Here is a 15,671-nt window from a genome sequence, read left to right on the forward strand (position 1 = left end):
AGGGAGCCAATGTCCGTGCCGAGCCCCAGCGCCACTGCTTTTCCGTCGTGCCTTGCCACCAGCCTCGCGTCGCGTCTGGGCAAGATTCCCGATCATGTGCGCTACGGTTGCGTCTCTGGAATCACCGGGCTTCTGGTCGAGGTCGAGGCGTTATCGAACGTCCTCGCGGTTGGGGATCGCTGCCGGCTGATTGATCGCAGTGGTGTCGCGACGATGGCGGAAGTTATCGGCTTTCGTGGCGGTCGGAGTCTCGTCATGCCCTACGGGCCAGTCACCGGTCTCGGCCCCGGCTGCCGTGCCGAGGTCGGCGGTGATGATGACGCGGTATATCCGAACACACGCTGGCTCGGTCGGGTTCTAGGTGCTCTTGGCGAGCCCGTCGACGGACGTGGCCCGTTGCCGCTCGGGCTCGAGCGCTATCCGCTGCGCAGTGTGCCGCCCGACGCGCACGCACGTCAGCGGGTTGAGGGCAAACTCGACCTGGGTGTGCGGGCGATCAACGCGTTTCTCACCTGCTGCCGCGGTCAACGACTCGGGGTCTTTGCCGGATCTGGCGTCGGCAAATCGAGCCTCTTATCGATGCTGGCCCGACATACAGAGGCGGATGTCACCGTCATCGGGTTGATCGGCGAACGCGGCCGTGAGGCGCGCGAGTTTATCGAGGACAGCCTCGGCGAGGAGGGATTGAAGCGAAGTGTCGTCGTCGTCGCCACCTCCGACCAGTCTCCTCCGTTCCGCCGTCATGCCGCATATACGACACTCGCAATCGCTGAGTATTTCCGCGATCACGGAGCTCGCGTGCTGTGTCTGATGGATAGCGTCACCCGCTTCGCGATGGCGCAGCGGGAAATCGGCCTTGCAGCCGGCGAGCCGCCGACGAGCAAAGGCTACACACCATCAGTGTTTGCCGAATTGCCACGTCTGCTCGAGCGCGCCGGCCCAGGAACCGCCGGGCAGGGTAGCATTACCGGCCTGTTCACCGTGCTCGTGGACGGGGACGACCACAATGAGCCCATCGCCGATGCTGTGCGCGGAATTCTCGATGGCCACGTCGTCCTCGATCGCGCGATCGCCGAGCGGGGCCGTTTTCCGGCGATCAACGTACTGAAAAGCGTCTCTCGGAGTCTACCCGGTTGTAACTCCGATGCTGAGAATACACTCATCCGGCGGGCTCGCCGCCTGCTCTCGGTCTATGAGGACATGGCGGAGCTGATCCGCCTGGGTGCGTATCGCAAGGGCGCTGATCCCGAGGTCGATCTCGCGGTGCAACTCTATCCCAAGCTGGAAGCGTTTATCGGCCAGGGGCGAAACGAAAGGTGCTCTCTATTTGACTCATACGCCGCGCTGGAACAAGTGCTGGCGGAGGCGCCGGAAATGGCGACGTAATGCGCCACGCCGCGCGCAAGCGTAAACGACAATCAAAGAGGTGGCGGTGGCAGGAAAGCTGGCGACACTAATCCGCCTGCATCGCTGGCGACTCGACGAGCAGCAGCGCGTTCTGGCGGAGAACCTGCAAGTGCTGGACAAGCATGAAGCTGCTTTGCGCGCCATCGATGCATGGATTGAAGAAGAGCAGGCGTACGTGCGTGATGCACCGGCTGAACATGCGCTTACCTATTCGGCATTTGCGAGCGCGGTCGACCAACGCCGTACGACCTGTCTTAAGGCAATCGAAACGGCACAAGGGGAAGTCGCGCACCAACGCGACGCGGTGCAGGCATGCTATCGCGAGCTGCGCACGATCGAACTGGCGGATGAAGCACGAGGTCAGCGCGAGGCCGCCGAACGGGCGCGCGAGGAACGAGCGACCCTTGACGAGATGGCCGTGCTTGGCCACGCCCGTCGCCCTGCAAGCGGGTCATGCCGCTGAGCGATGAAGGTGACTTGACGCGGGGGATTTCCGATGCTGTTGAAAAAGTCGGTTATTCTGCGGAGCGGGGTCAAGCGGATCGGTTTGTGGGGCGGTGGATGACCGCCGTCGTTGGCGGACGGCCTCGAGTAATACCGGGGCGGTCTGTTGCTGAGAGATGAGGCGACGGATCAGTTTTGGCAAATTCTGGGCGCAGATGGCGAGGAGCATTTCGTCGTGAACGCTAGTTGAGCCGCGGATCCGCAACCGAGTGATCCCGGGATGTACTTGAGGTGAGGGAACGTCATCCTGACATTATTCCTATCGCGTCGCGACTGAGCGAATGATTCTGTATTCGCGAGGCGTATGGCCAAGTAACGCAGCGTTCGTCCATTGTCATGCAGGTTTCCTTCACTTCGCAGCAGCTCGTCGCTGGAACAGAGGTAGACGTTGCGCGCTGCAATATCCGGGCATTCGCTCTCGAACTTGCCGTGCGCCCCCCTGTCGGCTTTCACCTTCTCCAGGTCGACCACTGCCGCCTCGATCGACGGATTCACCCGGTTCTTAATATCGGCTTTCGGCGGCTGATCTCCTGCAGCGCCAGCTCGCCACCCTTCTCGTACGGTTTTTGAACCGATAGAAGCTGTCCCACTGTAGCCCAGAATCTTGCACGCCTGGCTGACGTCACCGAGCTGCTTCGCCAACTCGAACAGCCCGATCTTCGACTTGATCACTTGCTGCGTCTGCGTCATCGGCGGATCGCCTTTGTTCGTGCGCCGGTATAGGATGATCACCCCATCCCGGCGCACCTCAGCCCACCGCTACCAAACCGTACCGTCCGATCAACTCCAAACCTTTACAGCTCAGTTCATTCACTGCGTCCGCAGCCGGATCGGGAAAATCTTTGGCACCTGGAAGCGAAGCTACGGGCTCAGGCGGATGCGATGGCGAGGTCTCGCCAAAGCCGCCGCCCAGGTTCACTTCACCGCCATCGCCGACAACCTCAAGCAAACCCTACTTTGACCGCCCGGCCCGCGTGAGCGACACCGCGGTCCCCGCACACCGCTCTACCACCACCATCAGACGCCCGCTCCGAGCCAACCATCCCTCTATAATCAAACCAAAAAATACCCGTGCACAGGTCTCATTATGCCAACTTCCGCGGTTCATGACCTATGTGCTCAGCTGCGCGTGCCGATGGTCATAATGCGCGAGGGCTGGGCGACGAGGCGGCTCCGACGTGATCGCGGATGTTGTCATGGAACCGGAAGATGCGGACAGCGCTCAGTTTTCGCTGTGTGTGTTCCTGATCTTCGGCCTGATGATGCTGCCGATGGCTGTACCGCTGTGGGACTGGCGGGCGCTGGTCTACGCGCTGGCCAGCCTGAGCGTGGTGCGCATGCTGCTGACCGCGATCAGCCTCATCGGCTCACGCCTGGACCAGCCGACGGTTGCCTTCCTCGGCTGGTCGAGTCCGCGCGGCATTGCCTCAGTCCTCGACCTGCCTCTGGCTATCGACCGCTTCGGCTTCCAGGGACAGGAGCAGATCTTCGCCATCATCGTGCTGTCCGTGCTGCTCAGCATCGTCTTGCATGAGGCAATCGCAGCCCCGCCAGCCGCGTTTTACGGACGCTTCGAAGAGCGACGGGCGGGAACGCAAAACGGCCCCGCTTTCCCAGCCCGGAGCGCCTCATACGGCGAATGATCGCCCCGAGCCCACCCGACGAGATCCAAAGATCCCCGATCAGACGAGGGCGCCGCCCTTTACTTGAGACCATATCCGACCGACGCCTGTGACGGCGATTGGATGGTGGTGCGGCTGGGCTCGGGTCCAGGGTTGTTGGCGCTCAGAAGACGATGCCGATTTCGCCGCCACCGACGATCGCGGTATCGGCGCTGGACACGCCGGAAGGATCGAAGACGAGCTGCAGGTCGGGACGAACGTAGAACCAGGGCGTGAGCTGCGCGGTATAGGCAAATTCGAGGACCTTTTCCGAGCCACCCGGCTGGGCGTCGTCGGAAAGCTGGCCGTAGAAGAGGCCGATGGCGGCGTTGTCGTTGTCGCGGGTCGGGATCAGCCCTTTATAGACGAGCCCACCGCCGACAAAGAGCGGCAACTCGTTGATCGACTCGCGAGGCATGTAGGTGAGGACCAGCCACGGGGTCAGGCCTTGGTTTCCCGCATCGCCTTCGCGATAGACCATCTGCTCTGCGGAGATGTAAAAGCCGGGGCTGCCTTCCTTCTTGCGGCCGTCCTTGATGTCCTCGCGGTTGCCGCTTTCGAAGAAGCCGCCGAGCTTGACCGTGCCAGGCAAGGCGCCGGGAACCGAGGACACCGCCTCCGGCTGCAACTCGGGCTGATGGGCCGCCTCCGTCGCCCCTGTGTTTTCTTCATCGATCGGCTGGTTCCAGCTATAGCCGACCTCGCCGATGACAAAGACGGCATCGCCGTCGAGAGCGAAATCGACGCCGTGGCGCTTGTCCTCGTTGGCTTTATCGTCGGCGTTGTAGACGCCGAGGGCGAGCCGCAGGTTGTCTGCCGGCTCATAGGCCGCCGAGGCTCCCCACTGGGAGAACGGCGCTGTGGTAAAGCCGGCATTGCTGTCCGGGACATTCGACGGGGTGCCGTTGATGCCGCCGTTGACGTAATTGGCATAGATGTCCGACGATAGGAAATCGTTCTCGGTGGTCAGCCGGCCGACCTTCAATGTGAGCTGATCGTCAAACAAGTGCTGCTGCAGGTAGAGCTGCCCGAGGCGGACCTTCTCGCCGGTAAACATCTGCTGCACGGCAAAGATGTTACCGACCTGATGTTCCGAAAGATCGGAGCCCGACGACCAGGCGGCGCTGGCGTAGAAGCTGAGGCCGGGAATACCGGCGAGCTTTTCGAGGTCGAAATCCAGGCCGGCGTCAACCCGGCCGGCATAGTCCCAGCCGTCGCCGCTGCCGGCATTGCCGTTGTGGACGGCGAGGAGATCGGTGCTATAGGCCATCTCTGGGGTGATGCCGGCCTCTTCGAGCCGGGTCCGCGCGCCGCCCCAGTCGCCAGTGGCGTAGTCACCCCGGAGCCAGTCGTCCAGGTCCTGGGCGAGGGCAGGCGCAACGCCGGTCATCAACGTCATGCTGGCGAGCAGGCTGGTGCCTCGTTTGATCAACATCTTCGATCCTTCCCCTTTTCAGTGGTTGATCATTGCGTGCGGGAGGGGACGTTGGCCGTCCGTCAGACGGGCTGCCCATCGCTCGAGTCGGTCGGTATCGCCGGCGACACGGCGTGCGTTTGTCTGCCGTAAGTATAATGCAATGTTATAACCTTGTATCTGGCATTTTGCCCCAGGTCGGCGCGGCTAAATATCCCCATTTAGGGCAATTTTGATCTGAGGCATAGCGGAAATGCCGATGCTCCTATCCGACCTCCGGTCGCGCTGCGCCGGGTGCCTGCCGGCTCGCAGGTGGCTCTGCTGCTGCATGGATACCTTGACTTTTCCGCCCAAGAAGGACTTCGCCGATGGTTTTTGGCGATATTTGGCTGGCTTTTGCAAATCCCTCTCTCCCTCGTCCTCTCGCACAACGGCGAAAGTGAGCACCGCTCTCATTGAGAACGCAAATGATTTTCATTCGCATAGAAAGCTGCTTGAGGATTAGGCAGCGCACTGTTGCCAACGCGAAACAGCTTGCGCCTTGATGGGGTCCTTTCGCGCCACGGCAGCGAGGCTTGCGGGCGGAAGGTGCTGCGCGGTCCAGCCTGCGGACCAAAAAAATTGTATGCCCGCCAAAGCGGCGTTTTTACTCCGTTCGGGACAGTCCTGGGTGAAATACCGCAGTGCCGACAGCCAGAGTGTCAGTCGCCTCGCGCATAAGCACATGTCCTCGCCGCATAATCGCCATTATAATGATCGCAAAGAGACCCGCGCCCGACATTGCCGATGCGGCCTTGCACTTATCGAGGGGCGCGCGGCAACAAACGAATACGGGGTATAGGATCGTGATCGAAACCATCGCGCTCGTGGACGACGACCGGAATATCCTTGCCTCCGTGTCCATGGCGCTGGAAGCTGAAGGGTTCCGCGTTCTGACCTTCACCGACGGCGCCGACGCGCTGGCGGGGTTGTCGAGCCAGGCGGTTGACCTTGCCATTCTCGATATCAAGATGCCGCGGATGGACGGGCTCGAACTCCTCGGTAAGCTGCGCCAGAACAGCGACGTTCCGGTGATCTTCCTCACCTCCAAGGACGACGAACTGGATGAAATGCTGGGTCTGCGCATGGGCGCGGACGACTACATCACCAAGCCGTTTTCGCAACGCCTGCTGATCGAACGGATTCGCGCGGTGCTGCGCCGACGCTTGGCCGCAGCACCGAACGCCGGCGAAGCGGAGGGCATGCGCCGGGGTGAACTCGTCCTCGACCATACCCGCCACCTGTGTACGTGGAAAGGTCGCGAAGTCGCGCTGACGGTGACGGAGTTCCTGCTCGTCCAGGCTCTCGCCCGCCGGCCGGGTCATGTCAAGAGCCGCGATCAATTGATCGACGCAGCCTACGGCGAGCACATCTATGTCGACGACCGGACCATCGACAGCCACATCAAACGCCTGCGCAAGAAATTCAAGGATGTCGATACGGATTTCGCGCACATTGAAACGCTCTACGGGGTTGGATATCGCTACCGCGCCACCTGACGGCCAGCCCGCCCTTTCCCGCCGCAAGTCGCCGCGGCGGGCGGGGATTTCGCCGATCACCCGGCGCATTCTCGCCGTCAACTTGCTGGCGCTCGGTTTTCTGTTCGCCGGCATGCTTTATTTGGACGAATATCGGCGCGGCCTGATCGCGGCCGAACTCGCGACCATGCGCAGCGAGGCGAACCTGTTCGCGGCGGCTGTCGGCGAGAGCGCGACGTTCGCCGATTCATCGGGAACCGAAGGCCTGATCCCGCTGATGGCGCAGCAGATTGTTCGCCGTCTGATCGAGACGTCGCATTTCCGCGCCCGCCTGTTCAACGAGGACGGCACGCTCGTCGCCGACAGCCTCGTCCTCGGCGGTCCCGGCGGATCGGTGCAGATCGAAGAATTGCCGGCGCCGCGTACCGAAGGGCAGCAGGTCAAGGACCTTCTTGCTGGTTACGACCGCATCCTGACGCGCCTGTGGAGCTGCGAAGACCTGCCACTCTACGTCGAAAACGCGGTTCAGGCCGGGCGCGACTACCCGGAGGTGATGTTGGCGCTTTCCGGCGAGGCGGCGACGACGGTTCGCGCCGACGCCAATGGCGGCATGGTGCTCAGCGTCGCGGTTCCCGTCCAGCGCTACAAGCAAGTGCTTGCCGCCCTGATGCTGACCAAGGACTCCACCGATATCGATACGGCGGTCCTGAAGGTCCGGCTCGACGTGTTCAAGTGGTTCCTCGCGGCGCTAGCGATTACCGTGCTGCTTTCGATTTATCTCGCTGGCACTATCGCGCGGCCGATCCTGCGGCTGGCGGCGGCCGCGGAACTAGTACGTAGCGATCGCCACCGCCGACACACGATCCCCGACTTCGGAACGCGGCGCGACGAGATCGGCCGGCTCGCGGCGGCGCTGCGCGACATGACGCAAGCCCTGTGGCTGCGCATCGACGCGATCGAGCGATTCGCCGCTGACGTCGCCCACGAACTCAAGAACCCGCTGACGTCGCTGCGCAGCGCCGTCGAAACCGCCGCCCGGATCACCGATCCCGAGCGGCGCCAAAAGCTGATGAACATCATCCTCGAAGACGTCAGCCGCCTCGATCGCCTGATCAGCGATATTTCCGACGCTTCGCGCCTCGATGCCGAGCTGTCGCGCGAAAACTCCGCCGCCGTCGACATCCGCCGGATGCTGGCGGCGCTGATGGACGTGACCGAGAGCACCGCGATGCAGCGACAGGTGCGGCTTATTCTCGACGTCGATCACCGACGGGGCCTCGTCGTCAACGGCGTCGAGGGACGGCTGGTCCAGGTGTTCCGCAATCTGATCGCCAACGCTCTGTCCTTCAGTCCGCCCGCTAGCGCGATTACTCTTAAGGCCCGGCGCGAAGGCAAGCAGGTGGTCGCCGAAGTGCTCGATCAGGGACCGGGGATTCCGGAAGGACTCGAGGACGACATCTTTCAGCGATTCTATTCTGAGCGTCCGCAGGACGAGAAATTTGGCCAGCATTCCGGCCTTGGCCTCAGTATCTCGAAGCAGATCGTCGAGGCTCATGGCGGAACCATCGTCGCCGAAAATCGCCGCGACCCCACGGGCCGGATCGCCGGCGCCCGATTCGTCGTCCGGCTGCCCGGAGAATAGGGCGCCGAGGGTCGCGGTGGCTTTTTTTCGTGCGGCATCGACACCGGGTTCCGCAGCTCCGCGGGCAGCCATGATTGACACCTGATGGCGACGCGTTGCACGTTGTATCGTGATGGAGCGCTTGCGCGGCACGTGTGTAGCGATCGACGGAGCGGGTGTACTCTTGCGCGGCCCATCCGGCTCGGGCAAATCCGATCTTGCCTTGCGCCTGATCGACGTGGGTGCGTGCCTTGTCTCCGATGATTATACCTGCGCCGAAGCGGCGGGGGGAGCGGTGACGGCCAGCGCGCCCGAGGCCTTAGCAGGCCTGCTCGAGGTGCGGGGAATCGGCGTTCTCCGCATGCCGGCGAAAGCATCGGTGCGGCTGGATCTGGTTATCGATCTTGTCGATGGCGACAGCGTCGAGCGGATGCCGGCGCCGGACAGCGTCGAGATTCTCGGTGTGCGGTTGCCGTATTATCGACTGACGGCGCTGGAGCCGTCGTCGGCGAGCAAGGTTCGGGCTGTCGTCGGCCTCGTCTGTGGACGTATAGTGAGCGTTGAATGAGCGACAGTCGTAGCCCGCCTGAGGAGATCATGGCGCTATCGCCGACGATGGACGATTCTGCAACCGGCCAGAACGTCCTGCTCATCACCGGGATGTCCGGCGCGGGAAAGACGACGGCGCTGAAAGTGCTCGAGGACATCGGCTTCGAATGCATTGATCATTTGCCCTTGCGTCTTTTGCCGCGCCTGCTTCGTGCCGAAGCGGGTGAGCCCCCGCAGGCGCGTCGAAACCTCGCGATCGGTGTCGACGTGCGGACGCGCGACTTTGGCGTTGATGCCTGCATCGCCGCTATTGAGCGGATGCGCAGCGAGGAGGGCGTCAGTATCCAGCTCGTGTTCCTTTATTGTGACGATGAGGAATTGCGGCAGCGTTATACGGCGACCCGGCACCGCCATCCGCTGGCCGATCCCTTGCCGCTGATCGAGGGTATCGCCCACGAGCGGCAGGTCCTTTCCGCGTTGCGCACGTCGGCCAATCTGACGATTGATACCACCGGCCTCAATCCCGGCCATCTCAAGCAGATCCTGCAAGGGCACTTCGCGGTCGAGCTTCACGACGAACTGACCGTTCAGGTGCTGTCCTTTTCGTTCCGCTCGGGGCTGCCGCGAGACGCTGATCTCGTTTTCGACGTGCGTTTTCTGTCCAATCCGTATTATCAAGCCGAATTGAAGGCGCTGACCGGCCGCGATCCACCAATCGCGCAGTTCATTCGCGGCGATTCCGCCTACGCGACCTTCTTTGAGTCCCTCTTGCGGTTGTTGCAGCCTCTGCTGCCCCGCTATGTGGCCGAAGGGAAGAGCTATTTGACCATTGCGATCGGCTGCACCGGCGGCCGTCATCGATCCGTTTTTGTCGCCGAAGAGTTGGCCGCATGGCTCAAGAGCCAGGAACAACGCGTACAGTTACTTCACCGCGATCTGGACCGGTCGAATCGAACACAAACCGATGCGGAGACAAGGGTTTCGTGAGATCATGATTGGTCTGGTCATCGTCACTCACGGGCGGCTTGGAGACGAGCTTATTTCAGCGCTTGAGCACGTCGTCGGTCCGCAGGTGAATATTTCCGCCGTCTCGATCGGTCCGGACGACGATATGGAGCAACGGCGCGCGCAGATCCTTGAGAGCGTCGCGCAGGCGGAGGAAGGCAACGGTGTCGTGCTGCTCACCGACATGTTCGGCGGCACACCCTCGAATCTCGCCATTTCCATCATGGATAAGGCCAGCGTCGAGGTGATCGCCGGAGTCAACCTGCCGATGCTGATCAAGCTGGCGAGCGTCCGGCAGACGGATTCTCTCGAAGAGGCGGCGCAAAGTGCTCAGGAAGCCGGCCGGAAATACATTAACATCGCTTCGCGTCTTCTCACTCAGGAGGAAACGTGAGCGGCGCATGGTCGAATTCAGCCGCGACGGGGACATTCTAAGGTGCACGGCCGTGATCGCCAACCGGCGGGGATTGCACGCGCGCGCCGCAGCCAAGTTCGTCAAGCTCGCGTCCGGCTTCGATGCCGAGATCACCGTCTCGAGACGTGGCACCACCGTTTCTGGCCGATCGATCCTCGGACTGATGATGTTGGGCGCAGGTCCGGGAACGGAACTCGAGATCGCCGCCGTCGGACGCGAAGCGGAAGAAGCGATCACCACGCTGGGCCAGATCATCGAAGCCAGATTCGAAGAGGACTAATGCACCGGCGCAAAGAGCAGCGCTGGAAATAAAGACCGCCCGGTGAGCGGAGAACGGCGCGACAACAGCGCCCGGCCAACAAAAAGGCAATCAACGAAAAGATAAGCGAAGCCTACGCTTTGGGAAGGAAATGACCGAACAGGTCGTACACGAACGGGTCGTCGAAGGGCTCGGCGCTGCGCCTGGCGTCGGGATGGGGGTTGCGTTTGTCTGCGAGAGCGGCCGCCCGCGCGTCCCGGAGTATCACCTGCATCCGGACGAGGTTGCAGCAGAGCATCGCCGTTTGCGCGAAGCGGTGTTACGCGCGCGGCGCCAGCTCAGCCGGTTGCGGGCGAAAACGCTGCAGCGCGCGAAGGATGGTGCGGACTGGATGAGCGAGGACGTCGTCTATCTGCTCGACGCTTATCTGCTGATGCTCAAGGATTCGCGACTACTGCGCAGCGCCAACGCGCGCATCGCCGTTGAGCGTTTGAACGCCGAATCCGCCGTCCAGTCCGAGGTCACCGCCATTTGCGGCAGTTTCCGGGCAATGGAGGACGCCTACCTCGCGTCGCGCGCCGACGTCATCCGCGAGGTCGGGAACCGCGTGCTTGCTCAGCTGATGCATGAACCGGACACACCGCTCTTTGCCGTGCCACGTGGCAGCGTGCTGATCGCCGAGGAATTGACACCGGCCGAAACCGCGCAACTCAAGCCCGACGACGTCCTCGGCATCGCCGCGCAGATGGGCGGTCCGCAAGGACATACCGCAATTCTCGCCCGCGCACTCGGCCTTCCGGCCGTATTGGGTGCCACGGGGCTGCTGCAATCGGTTCGCACCGGCGATCCGGTTCTCGTCGATGGCGATAACGGCCGTATCCTTATTCATCCCTCGTCGGCTTCCCTCGAGGACTATGAGCGGCGGCGCGGGCGGCAGCGGCAGGAAGAGCGGGACTTGCGCCGGCTCGCCGGCCAGCCGGCGATCACCCGTGACGGCGTGACCGTCAGCCTGCGGGCGAATGTCGAGCTGCCGATGGAGATGGATCACGTCGCCCGCTCCGGAGCCGCGGGCATCGGGCTGTTGCGCACCGAATTCCTGTTCATGAACCGGGCGACGGCCCCGTCCGAGAGCGAGCAGTATGAGGCCCTGCGCGACCTGGTCGAACGTGCCGCTGGCGAGTGCGTCACTATCCGCACCCTCGATCTCGGCGGTGACAAGGGAGCCATGCCCTTCGTCGGCCAGTTCGGCAACAGCGCCACCTCACCCCTGGGTGTACGCGGCATCCGCTTGTCCTTGGCGCACATCGAATTGCTCGAAACCCAGTTTCGCGCCATCCTGCGCGCCAGCGCCCATGGGCCGGTGCGCATCCTGCTGCCGATGGTCACCAGCGTCGCCGAAATCCGCGCCGCCCGCGACGTGCTGGCGCGGGCGGCGCGCCGGCTGTTTCGCCGCGGCGTCGACATTCCGACGACGCTGCCGCCGCTCGGCCCGATGATCGAGGTTCCGGGAGCGGCGCTAACCGCCGATGCGCTGGCGCTGGTGAGCGATTTCTTTGCCGTCGGCTCGAACGACCTGACGATGTATACGCTTGCGATCGACCGCAGCGACGAACGCGTCGCCCATCTCTACGATCCGCTGCATCCGGGAGTCCTGCGCATGATCCAGTTCGCCGCGGCCGCCGCTCTGCGCGCGCGAATCCCGGTGTGCGCCTGCGGCGAGATCGCCGGCGATCCGGTATTCGCGCCGCTGCTGCTCGGCCTCGGCTTCCGCGAACTGTCGATGACCGCGAGCAACATTCCCCGCGTCAAGCGCCGTATCCTTGATCTCGATCTGCTGGCGGCGCAGCGACGCGTGCAGATGATCATGGACGAAACCGACCCGCTGCGCATCCGCCTGCTGCTCGACGAGTTCGCCAACCAGATGGCTTAGCGGCGACGCCTGCGTGGGCTGCCCCTATTGCGGCACACCCTTAGTCGTCGAATATTCGAAGTGCAGCACTTCGCCGGGATGGACGAGCGGATGGATGGCGTGTGCCGCCATCGCCGCTTCGGCAAAGCCGGTGAGAATCAGCTTTAATTTCCCGGGATAGGTGACGACATCGCCGATCGCGAAGATCCCCTGCTGCCCGGCGGCGCAGGTCGCCGGATCGACGGCGATATGGTTTCGGTGCAGGCGCAGGCCCCACTGCGCGATCGGACCGAGATTCTGCGACAGGCCAAAGAAGGGCAGCAACGCGTCGGCGGCAAGCCGCCGGGTCCCGCCGTCAAAGTCGGCGACGATGACCGCCGACATCGCGCCGTCGCGCTCCTCCAGGGCGTGGAGCTGATAGGGAACTATCAGATCGATTCGCTTCTGCGCCGCCAGTGCGCGAAGCTTTCCGACGCTTCCTGGCGCGGCGCGAAACTTATCACGACGGTGAACGACAAAGACCTGCTCCGCCACCTCGGCGAGGGAGACTGCCCAGTCGACCGCCGAATCACCGCCGCCAGCAATCACCACCCGCCGCCCGCGAAAGTCCTCCCGGCGGGCGACGAGATAGTGAACGCCGCGGCCCGCGGCACCACCCTCGAAGCGCTCGATTCCATCGAGTGGCGGACGGTTGGGGCCGAACGCCCCGACGCCGCCCGCAACGATTACCGCCGTGACCTCGACCGGCGCGCCCTTGCCCGTGCCGACCCGCCAGGCGCCGCCGTCCATCGGCACCACGTCCGTCACCGGTGCGCCAAGGTGATAAACGGGCTTGAACGGCGCTGCCTGTTGCACGAGTCTGTCGACGAGTTCGGCGCCCAGAATGCTCGGGTACCCCGGAATGTCAAAGATCGGCTTTTCCGGATAAAGTGCCATGCATTGGCCGCCCGCCGCGCTGAGCGCGTCGAAGACATGACAGGTCAGTCCGAGCATGCCACACTCGAATATGGCGAACAGTCCGACCGGACCGGCGCCGATGATCGCCACATCGGCGCGCAAAGCATCGGTCGTCATGAGAGATCACCCTTGGTCGTAGCGGTTGCCGCGTCTGCTGCGGGGCGGGAAGAATGGTCCGGCTCGCGTGCCGGTTCAAGCGTCTCGGCGGGTGGGTTCGAAGCCGAATTTCCGCTCGCGAACGAAGCGCAGACGGCGGCGCTGGCAGCGCGCCTCGCGGCGTTGACGCGCGCGGGGGACGTTCTTGCCCTGAGCGGCGATCTCGGTTGCGGAAAAACCGCCTTCGCCCGGGCCTTCATCCGCGCTCGTGGCACCGGCGACGAGGAGGTGCCGAGTCCGACCTTTACGCTGGTCCAGGTCTACGAGCCGCCCACACCAGACGGCGCGGCGATCTGGCACTTCGACCTCTACCGCATTGCCGATCCCGAAGAAGCCTGGGAACTCGGGATTGAGGAGGCATTCGCCACCGGCATCTCCTTGATCGAATGGCCCGAGCGTCTCGGACGGCTGCTGCCGTCGCCGCGTCTGGGCATACTGTTCCGTTTCGGGGCGGGCCAAGACGCGCGCTGCGTGCTCATCACCGGCGATGCCGTCTGGCACGAGCGTTTGCACGGAGCGGACCTTGTCTGAGCGCGCCGCCCGGATCGCGGACTTTCTGGACGAGGCCGGCTGGCGGGGAGCCGAGGTTCACGCGCTCGCCGGCGACGCTTCGTTTCGCCGCTATCACCGCGTGCGCCGCAACGGTGCCACAGCGATGCTGATGGACGCGCCGCCCGAACGCGAAGACGTCCGCCCCTTCGTCCGCATCGCCCGGCACCTCACTGGCCTCGGCCTCAGCGCCCCGGCCCTGCTCCATGCCGACGTTGCCGCCGGGCTGCTGCTGATCGAAGATTTCGGCGACGAGACCTATACGCGGCTGCTCGACAGTGGCGCCGATGCCGCCACCTTATACCGCCTCGCCGTCGACGTGCTGATCCACCTGCACCGGCTGCCCGCCGATCGTGCCTTGCCGCCGGGCCTTCCCGCCTACGATCGTCAGCGCCTCATCGACGAAGCGCTGCTGCTCGTCGACTGGTATATCCCGGCGATCCAGGGCCGGCCGGCGAGCGAGGCCGCGCGTGCGGCGTTCATCGCCGCGTGGCACGAAGCCCTGGAGCCGCTGCTCGCCGAAGAGGCTGGCCTCGTTTTGCGCGATTTTCACGTCGACAACCTGATGCGGTTGCCGGCGCGCAGCGGTGTCGCCGCCTGCGGACTCCTCGACTTCCAGGACGCCGTCACTGGACCCGGCGCCTATGATCTGATGTCGCTGCTCGAGGACGCGCGTAGGGACGTCGCCCCCGACCTTAAGCAGGAGATGCTCGACCATTATCGCCAGGCCATGGCGGGAAAAATCGACGTCGATGGCTTCGCTCGCAGCTTCGCCGTGCTCGCGGCGCAGCGGCATTGCAAGGTGATCGGCATCTTCACCCGCCTCAGCCGGCGCGACGGCAAACCCGCATACCTCGCGCATATTCCGCGCGTCTGGCGGCTGCTCGAGGCGACGCTCGATCGCCCGGAACTGAATGCGCTTGCCGCCTGGTTTGGCGAGTTCCTGCCCGGCGCCGCCCGACACGTCCCAGGCATTCCCGCGGTCGCCGCGTCGTGATGGTCGCTGAGCGCGCAGGCTCAACCCATCGCGGGGGCGACAGGCCGCCGCGCCGGGCGATGCTGCTGGCTGCGGGACTCGGCGAGCGGATGCGCCCGATCACGCTGCGTGTGCCCAAGCCGCTGATCGAGATCGCTGGGCGAACGATGCTCGATCGCGCCCTCGACTTCCTCGAAGCGGCGGGCATCGATCAGGTGGTGGTCAACGCCTTTCATCTTGCCGATGTCGTCGAACGGCACGTCGCCGCGCGCCGTTCGCCACCGACGCGGCTGTGCATCGAGGCGGAACGGCTGGAGACCGGCGGCGGCGTCGCCAACGCCCTGCCGATGCTGGGCGAGGGCGGGTTCTTCGTCATCAATGGCGATGTGATCTGGCGCGACGGGCCGGCGCCGACGCTGGGCGAACTCGCCCAGGCCTGGGACGACGTGGCCATGGACGGCCTGTTACTGCTGCATCCCACGCAAACCGCCCTGGGCTATGACGGCCCCGGCGATTTCTTCCTAAGTAACGACACCCGCCTCGTTCGCCGCGGGCAGCGGCCCTGCGCGCCGTTCCTTTTCGCCGGCATTCAGATCTTGCATCCGCGCCTGTTCACCGGCGCACCGAACGGCGCCTTCTCGCTGAATCTGCTCTACGACCGCGCGATCGCTGCGGGGCGCCTGTTCGGCCTGGCGCACGCGGGCGGCTGGTGCCACGTCGGCACGCCGGCGGATATTCCGCGCGCCGAAGCGTTTCTGCGCTGAGCGGCGCG

15 protein-coding genes and 2 pseudogenes are annotated in these 15,671 nt (G+C 64.0%); 14 read left to right on the forward strand and 3 right to left on the reverse strand.

Annotated features, from left to right (window positions below; genetic code table 11):
• The first annotated feature begins 9 nt into the window (after nucleotides 1-9).
• Together fliI and IPK66_02405 are read left to right on the forward strand one after the other, a co-directional pair.
• The gene (gene fliI / locus IPK66_02400; GenBank protein ID MBK8174175.1) at nucleotides 10-1,386 is read left to right on the forward strand and encodes a flagellar protein export ATPase FliI; all 1,377 of its coding nucleotides are present in this window, start codon (nucleotides 10-12) and stop codon (nucleotides 1,384-1,386) included.
• A gap of 46 nt (nucleotides 1,387-1,432) precedes the next feature.
• On the forward strand, nucleotides 1,433-1,870 hold the full coding sequence (locus IPK66_02405; protein MBK8174176.1) for a flagellar FliJ family protein: 438 nt from the start codon (nucleotides 1,433-1,435) through the stop codon (nucleotides 1,868-1,870).
• A gap of 506 nt (nucleotides 1,871-2,376) precedes the next feature.
• Here the strand turns inward: IPK66_02405 and IPK66_02410 are convergent.
• Nucleotides 2,377-2,601 (reverse strand): annotated as a pseudogene (locus IPK66_02410) (helix-turn-helix domain-containing protein).
• 112 nt (nucleotides 2,602-2,713) lie between these two features.
• Between IPK66_02410 and IPK66_02415 the strand changes: the two are divergent.
• Together IPK66_02415 and IPK66_02420 are read left to right on the forward strand one after the other, a co-directional pair.
• Nucleotides 2,714-2,872 (forward strand): annotated as a pseudogene (locus IPK66_02415) (transposase).
• A 235-nt stretch (nucleotides 2,873-3,107) separates the two neighbouring features.
• Nucleotides 3,108-3,554: a hypothetical protein gene (locus IPK66_02420; GenBank protein MBK8174177.1), complete on the forward strand. Its 447-nt coding sequence runs from the start codon at nucleotides 3,108-3,110 to the stop codon at nucleotides 3,552-3,554.
• A 142-nt stretch (nucleotides 3,555-3,696) separates the two neighbouring features.
• Here the strand turns inward: IPK66_02420 and IPK66_02425 are convergent, their stop codons facing one another.
• Nucleotides 3,697-5,007, reverse strand: coding sequence for a carbohydrate porin (locus tag IPK66_02425; protein MBK8174178.1), 1,311 nt, complete (start codon nucleotides 5,005-5,007; stop codon nucleotides 3,697-3,699).
• Between the two features lie 827 nt (nucleotides 5,008-5,834).
• Here IPK66_02425 and IPK66_02430 point away from each other — a divergent pair.
• The 7 genes from IPK66_02430 (at nucleotide 5,835) to ptsP (ending at nucleotide 12,282) form a co-directional block, all read left to right on the forward strand.
• Nucleotides 5,835-6,524, forward strand: a complete 690-nt coding sequence (locus IPK66_02430) for a response regulator transcription factor (protein MBK8174179.1) — start codon at nucleotides 5,835-5,837, stop codon at nucleotides 6,522-6,524.
• Nucleotides 6,457-8,145 (forward strand): stimulus-sensing domain-containing protein, encoded by a 1,689-nt coding sequence (locus IPK66_02435; GenBank protein ID MBK8174180.1) that lies wholly within the window; start codon nucleotides 6,457-6,459, stop codon nucleotides 8,143-8,145. The genes IPK66_02430 and IPK66_02435 overlap by 68 nt, the downstream gene beginning before the upstream one ends.
• A gap of 112 nt (nucleotides 8,146-8,257) precedes the next feature.
• Nucleotides 8,258-8,692 carry an HPr kinase/phosphatase C-terminal domain-containing protein gene (locus IPK66_02440; GenBank protein ID MBK8174181.1) on the forward strand — a complete coding sequence of 145 codons (435 nt, stop codon included), beginning with the start codon at nucleotides 8,258-8,260 and terminating at the stop codon, nucleotides 8,690-8,692.
• Nucleotides 8,693-8,739: 47 nt separating this feature from the next.
• Nucleotides 8,740-9,660: an RNase adapter RapZ gene (gene rapZ / locus IPK66_02445; GenBank protein ID MBK8174182.1), complete on the forward strand. Its 921-nt coding sequence runs from the start codon at nucleotides 8,740-8,742 to the stop codon at nucleotides 9,658-9,660.
• Nucleotides 9,661-9,664: 4 nt separating this feature from the next.
• Complete coding sequence (locus IPK66_02450; GenBank protein MBK8174183.1) at nucleotides 9,665-10,072, forward strand: PTS sugar transporter subunit IIA; 408 nt, start codon at nucleotides 9,665-9,667, stop codon at nucleotides 10,070-10,072.
• Between the two features lie 7 nt (nucleotides 10,073-10,079).
• Nucleotides 10,080-10,373 (forward strand): HPr family phosphocarrier protein, encoded by a 294-nt coding sequence (locus IPK66_02455; protein MBK8174184.1) that lies wholly within the window; start codon nucleotides 10,080-10,082, stop codon nucleotides 10,371-10,373.
• A gap of 130 nt (nucleotides 10,374-10,503) precedes the next feature.
• Nucleotides 10,504-12,282, forward strand: a complete 1,779-nt coding sequence (ptsP, locus tag IPK66_02460; protein ID MBK8174185.1) for a phosphoenolpyruvate--protein phosphotransferase — start codon at nucleotides 10,504-10,506, stop codon at nucleotides 12,280-12,282.
• Nucleotides 12,283-12,306: 24 nt separating this feature from the next.
• On the opposite strand, the gene IPK66_02465 is transcribed toward ptsP, so the two are convergent.
• Nucleotides 12,307-13,335: an NAD(P)/FAD-dependent oxidoreductase gene (locus IPK66_02465; protein MBK8174186.1), complete on the reverse strand. Its 1,029-nt coding sequence runs from the start codon at nucleotides 13,333-13,335 to the stop codon at nucleotides 12,307-12,309.
• On the opposite strand from IPK66_02465, the gene tsaE reads away from it, so the two are divergent.
• The 3 genes from tsaE to IPK66_02480 are packed head-to-tail and all read left to right on the forward strand — an operon-like array spanning nucleotide 13,234 to nucleotide 15,663.
• A complete protein-coding gene (gene tsaE / locus IPK66_02470; GenBank protein ID MBK8174187.1) occupies nucleotides 13,234-13,905 on the forward strand; it encodes a tRNA (adenosine(37)-N6)-threonylcarbamoyltransferase complex ATPase subunit type 1 TsaE in 672 nt (223 codons plus the stop codon). The two genes, IPK66_02465 and tsaE, sit on opposite strands and share 102 nt — an antisense overlap.
• Nucleotides 13,862-14,920, forward strand: a complete 1,059-nt coding sequence (locus IPK66_02475; GenBank protein MBK8174188.1) for a phosphotransferase — start codon at nucleotides 13,862-13,864, stop codon at nucleotides 14,918-14,920. The genes tsaE and IPK66_02475 overlap by 44 nt, the downstream gene beginning before the upstream one ends.
• A complete protein-coding gene (locus IPK66_02480) occupies nucleotides 14,920-15,663 on the forward strand; it encodes a nucleotidyltransferase family protein (GenBank protein MBK8174189.1) in 744 nt (247 codons plus the stop codon). Before IPK66_02475 ends, IPK66_02480 begins: the two co-directional genes overlap by 1 nt.
• Nucleotides 15,664-15,671: the final 8 nt, after the last annotated feature.

Source organism: Rhodospirillales bacterium, assembly GCA_016712595.1.
In the GTDB taxonomy this organism is placed as follows: domain Bacteria; phylum Pseudomonadota; class Alphaproteobacteria; order Rhodospirillales; family Defluviicoccaceae; genus Defluviicoccus.

What these genes read in the sequence shown, in the direction of transcription:
- IPK66_02455 (MBK8174184.1), top strand. Translation starts at nt 10,080, where the DNA reads ATGGTCGAATTCAGCCGCGACGGGGACATTCTAAGGTGCACGGCCGTG.
- IPK66_02435 (MBK8174180.1), top strand. Translation starts at nt 6,457, where the DNA reads ATGTCGATACGGATTTCGCGCACATTGAAACGCTCTACGGGGTTGGAT.
- IPK66_02475 (MBK8174188.1), top strand. Translation starts at nt 13,862, where the DNA reads ATGCCGTCTGGCACGAGCGTTTGCACGGAGCGGACCTTGTCTGAGCGC.
- IPK66_02480 (MBK8174189.1), top strand. Translation starts at nt 14,920, where the DNA reads ATGGTCGCTGAGCGCGCAGGCTCAACCCATCGCGGGGGCGACAGGCCG.
- IPK66_02425 (MBK8174178.1), bottom strand. Translation starts at nt 5,007, where the DNA reads ATGTTGATCAAACGAGGCACCAGCCTGCTCGCCAGCATGACGTTGATG.
- IPK66_02420 (MBK8174177.1), top strand. Translation starts at nt 3,108, where the DNA reads ATGGAACCGGAAGATGCGGACAGCGCTCAGTTTTCGCTGTGTGTGTTC.
- tsaE (MBK8174187.1), top strand. Translation starts at nt 13,234, where the DNA reads ATGACAGGTCAGTCCGAGCATGCCACACTCGAATATGGCGAACAGTCC.
- ptsP (MBK8174185.1), top strand. Translation starts at nt 10,504, where the DNA reads ATGACCGAACAGGTCGTACACGAACGGGTCGTCGAAGGGCTCGGCGCT.
- rapZ (MBK8174182.1), top strand. Translation starts at nt 8,740, where the DNA reads ATGGACGATTCTGCAACCGGCCAGAACGTCCTGCTCATCACCGGGATG.
- fliI (MBK8174175.1), top strand. Translation starts at nt 10, where the DNA reads ATGTCCGTGCCGAGCCCCAGCGCCACTGCTTTTCCGTCGTGCCTTGCC.
- IPK66_02450 (MBK8174183.1), top strand. Translation starts at nt 9,665, where the DNA reads ATGATTGGTCTGGTCATCGTCACTCACGGGCGGCTTGGAGACGAGCTT.
- IPK66_02465 (MBK8174186.1), bottom strand. Translation starts at nt 13,335, where the DNA reads ATGACGACCGATGCTTTGCGCGCCGATGTGGCGATCATCGGCGCCGGT.
- IPK66_02440 (MBK8174181.1), top strand. Translation starts at nt 8,258, where the DNA reads ATGGAGCGCTTGCGCGGCACGTGTGTAGCGATCGACGGAGCGGGTGTA.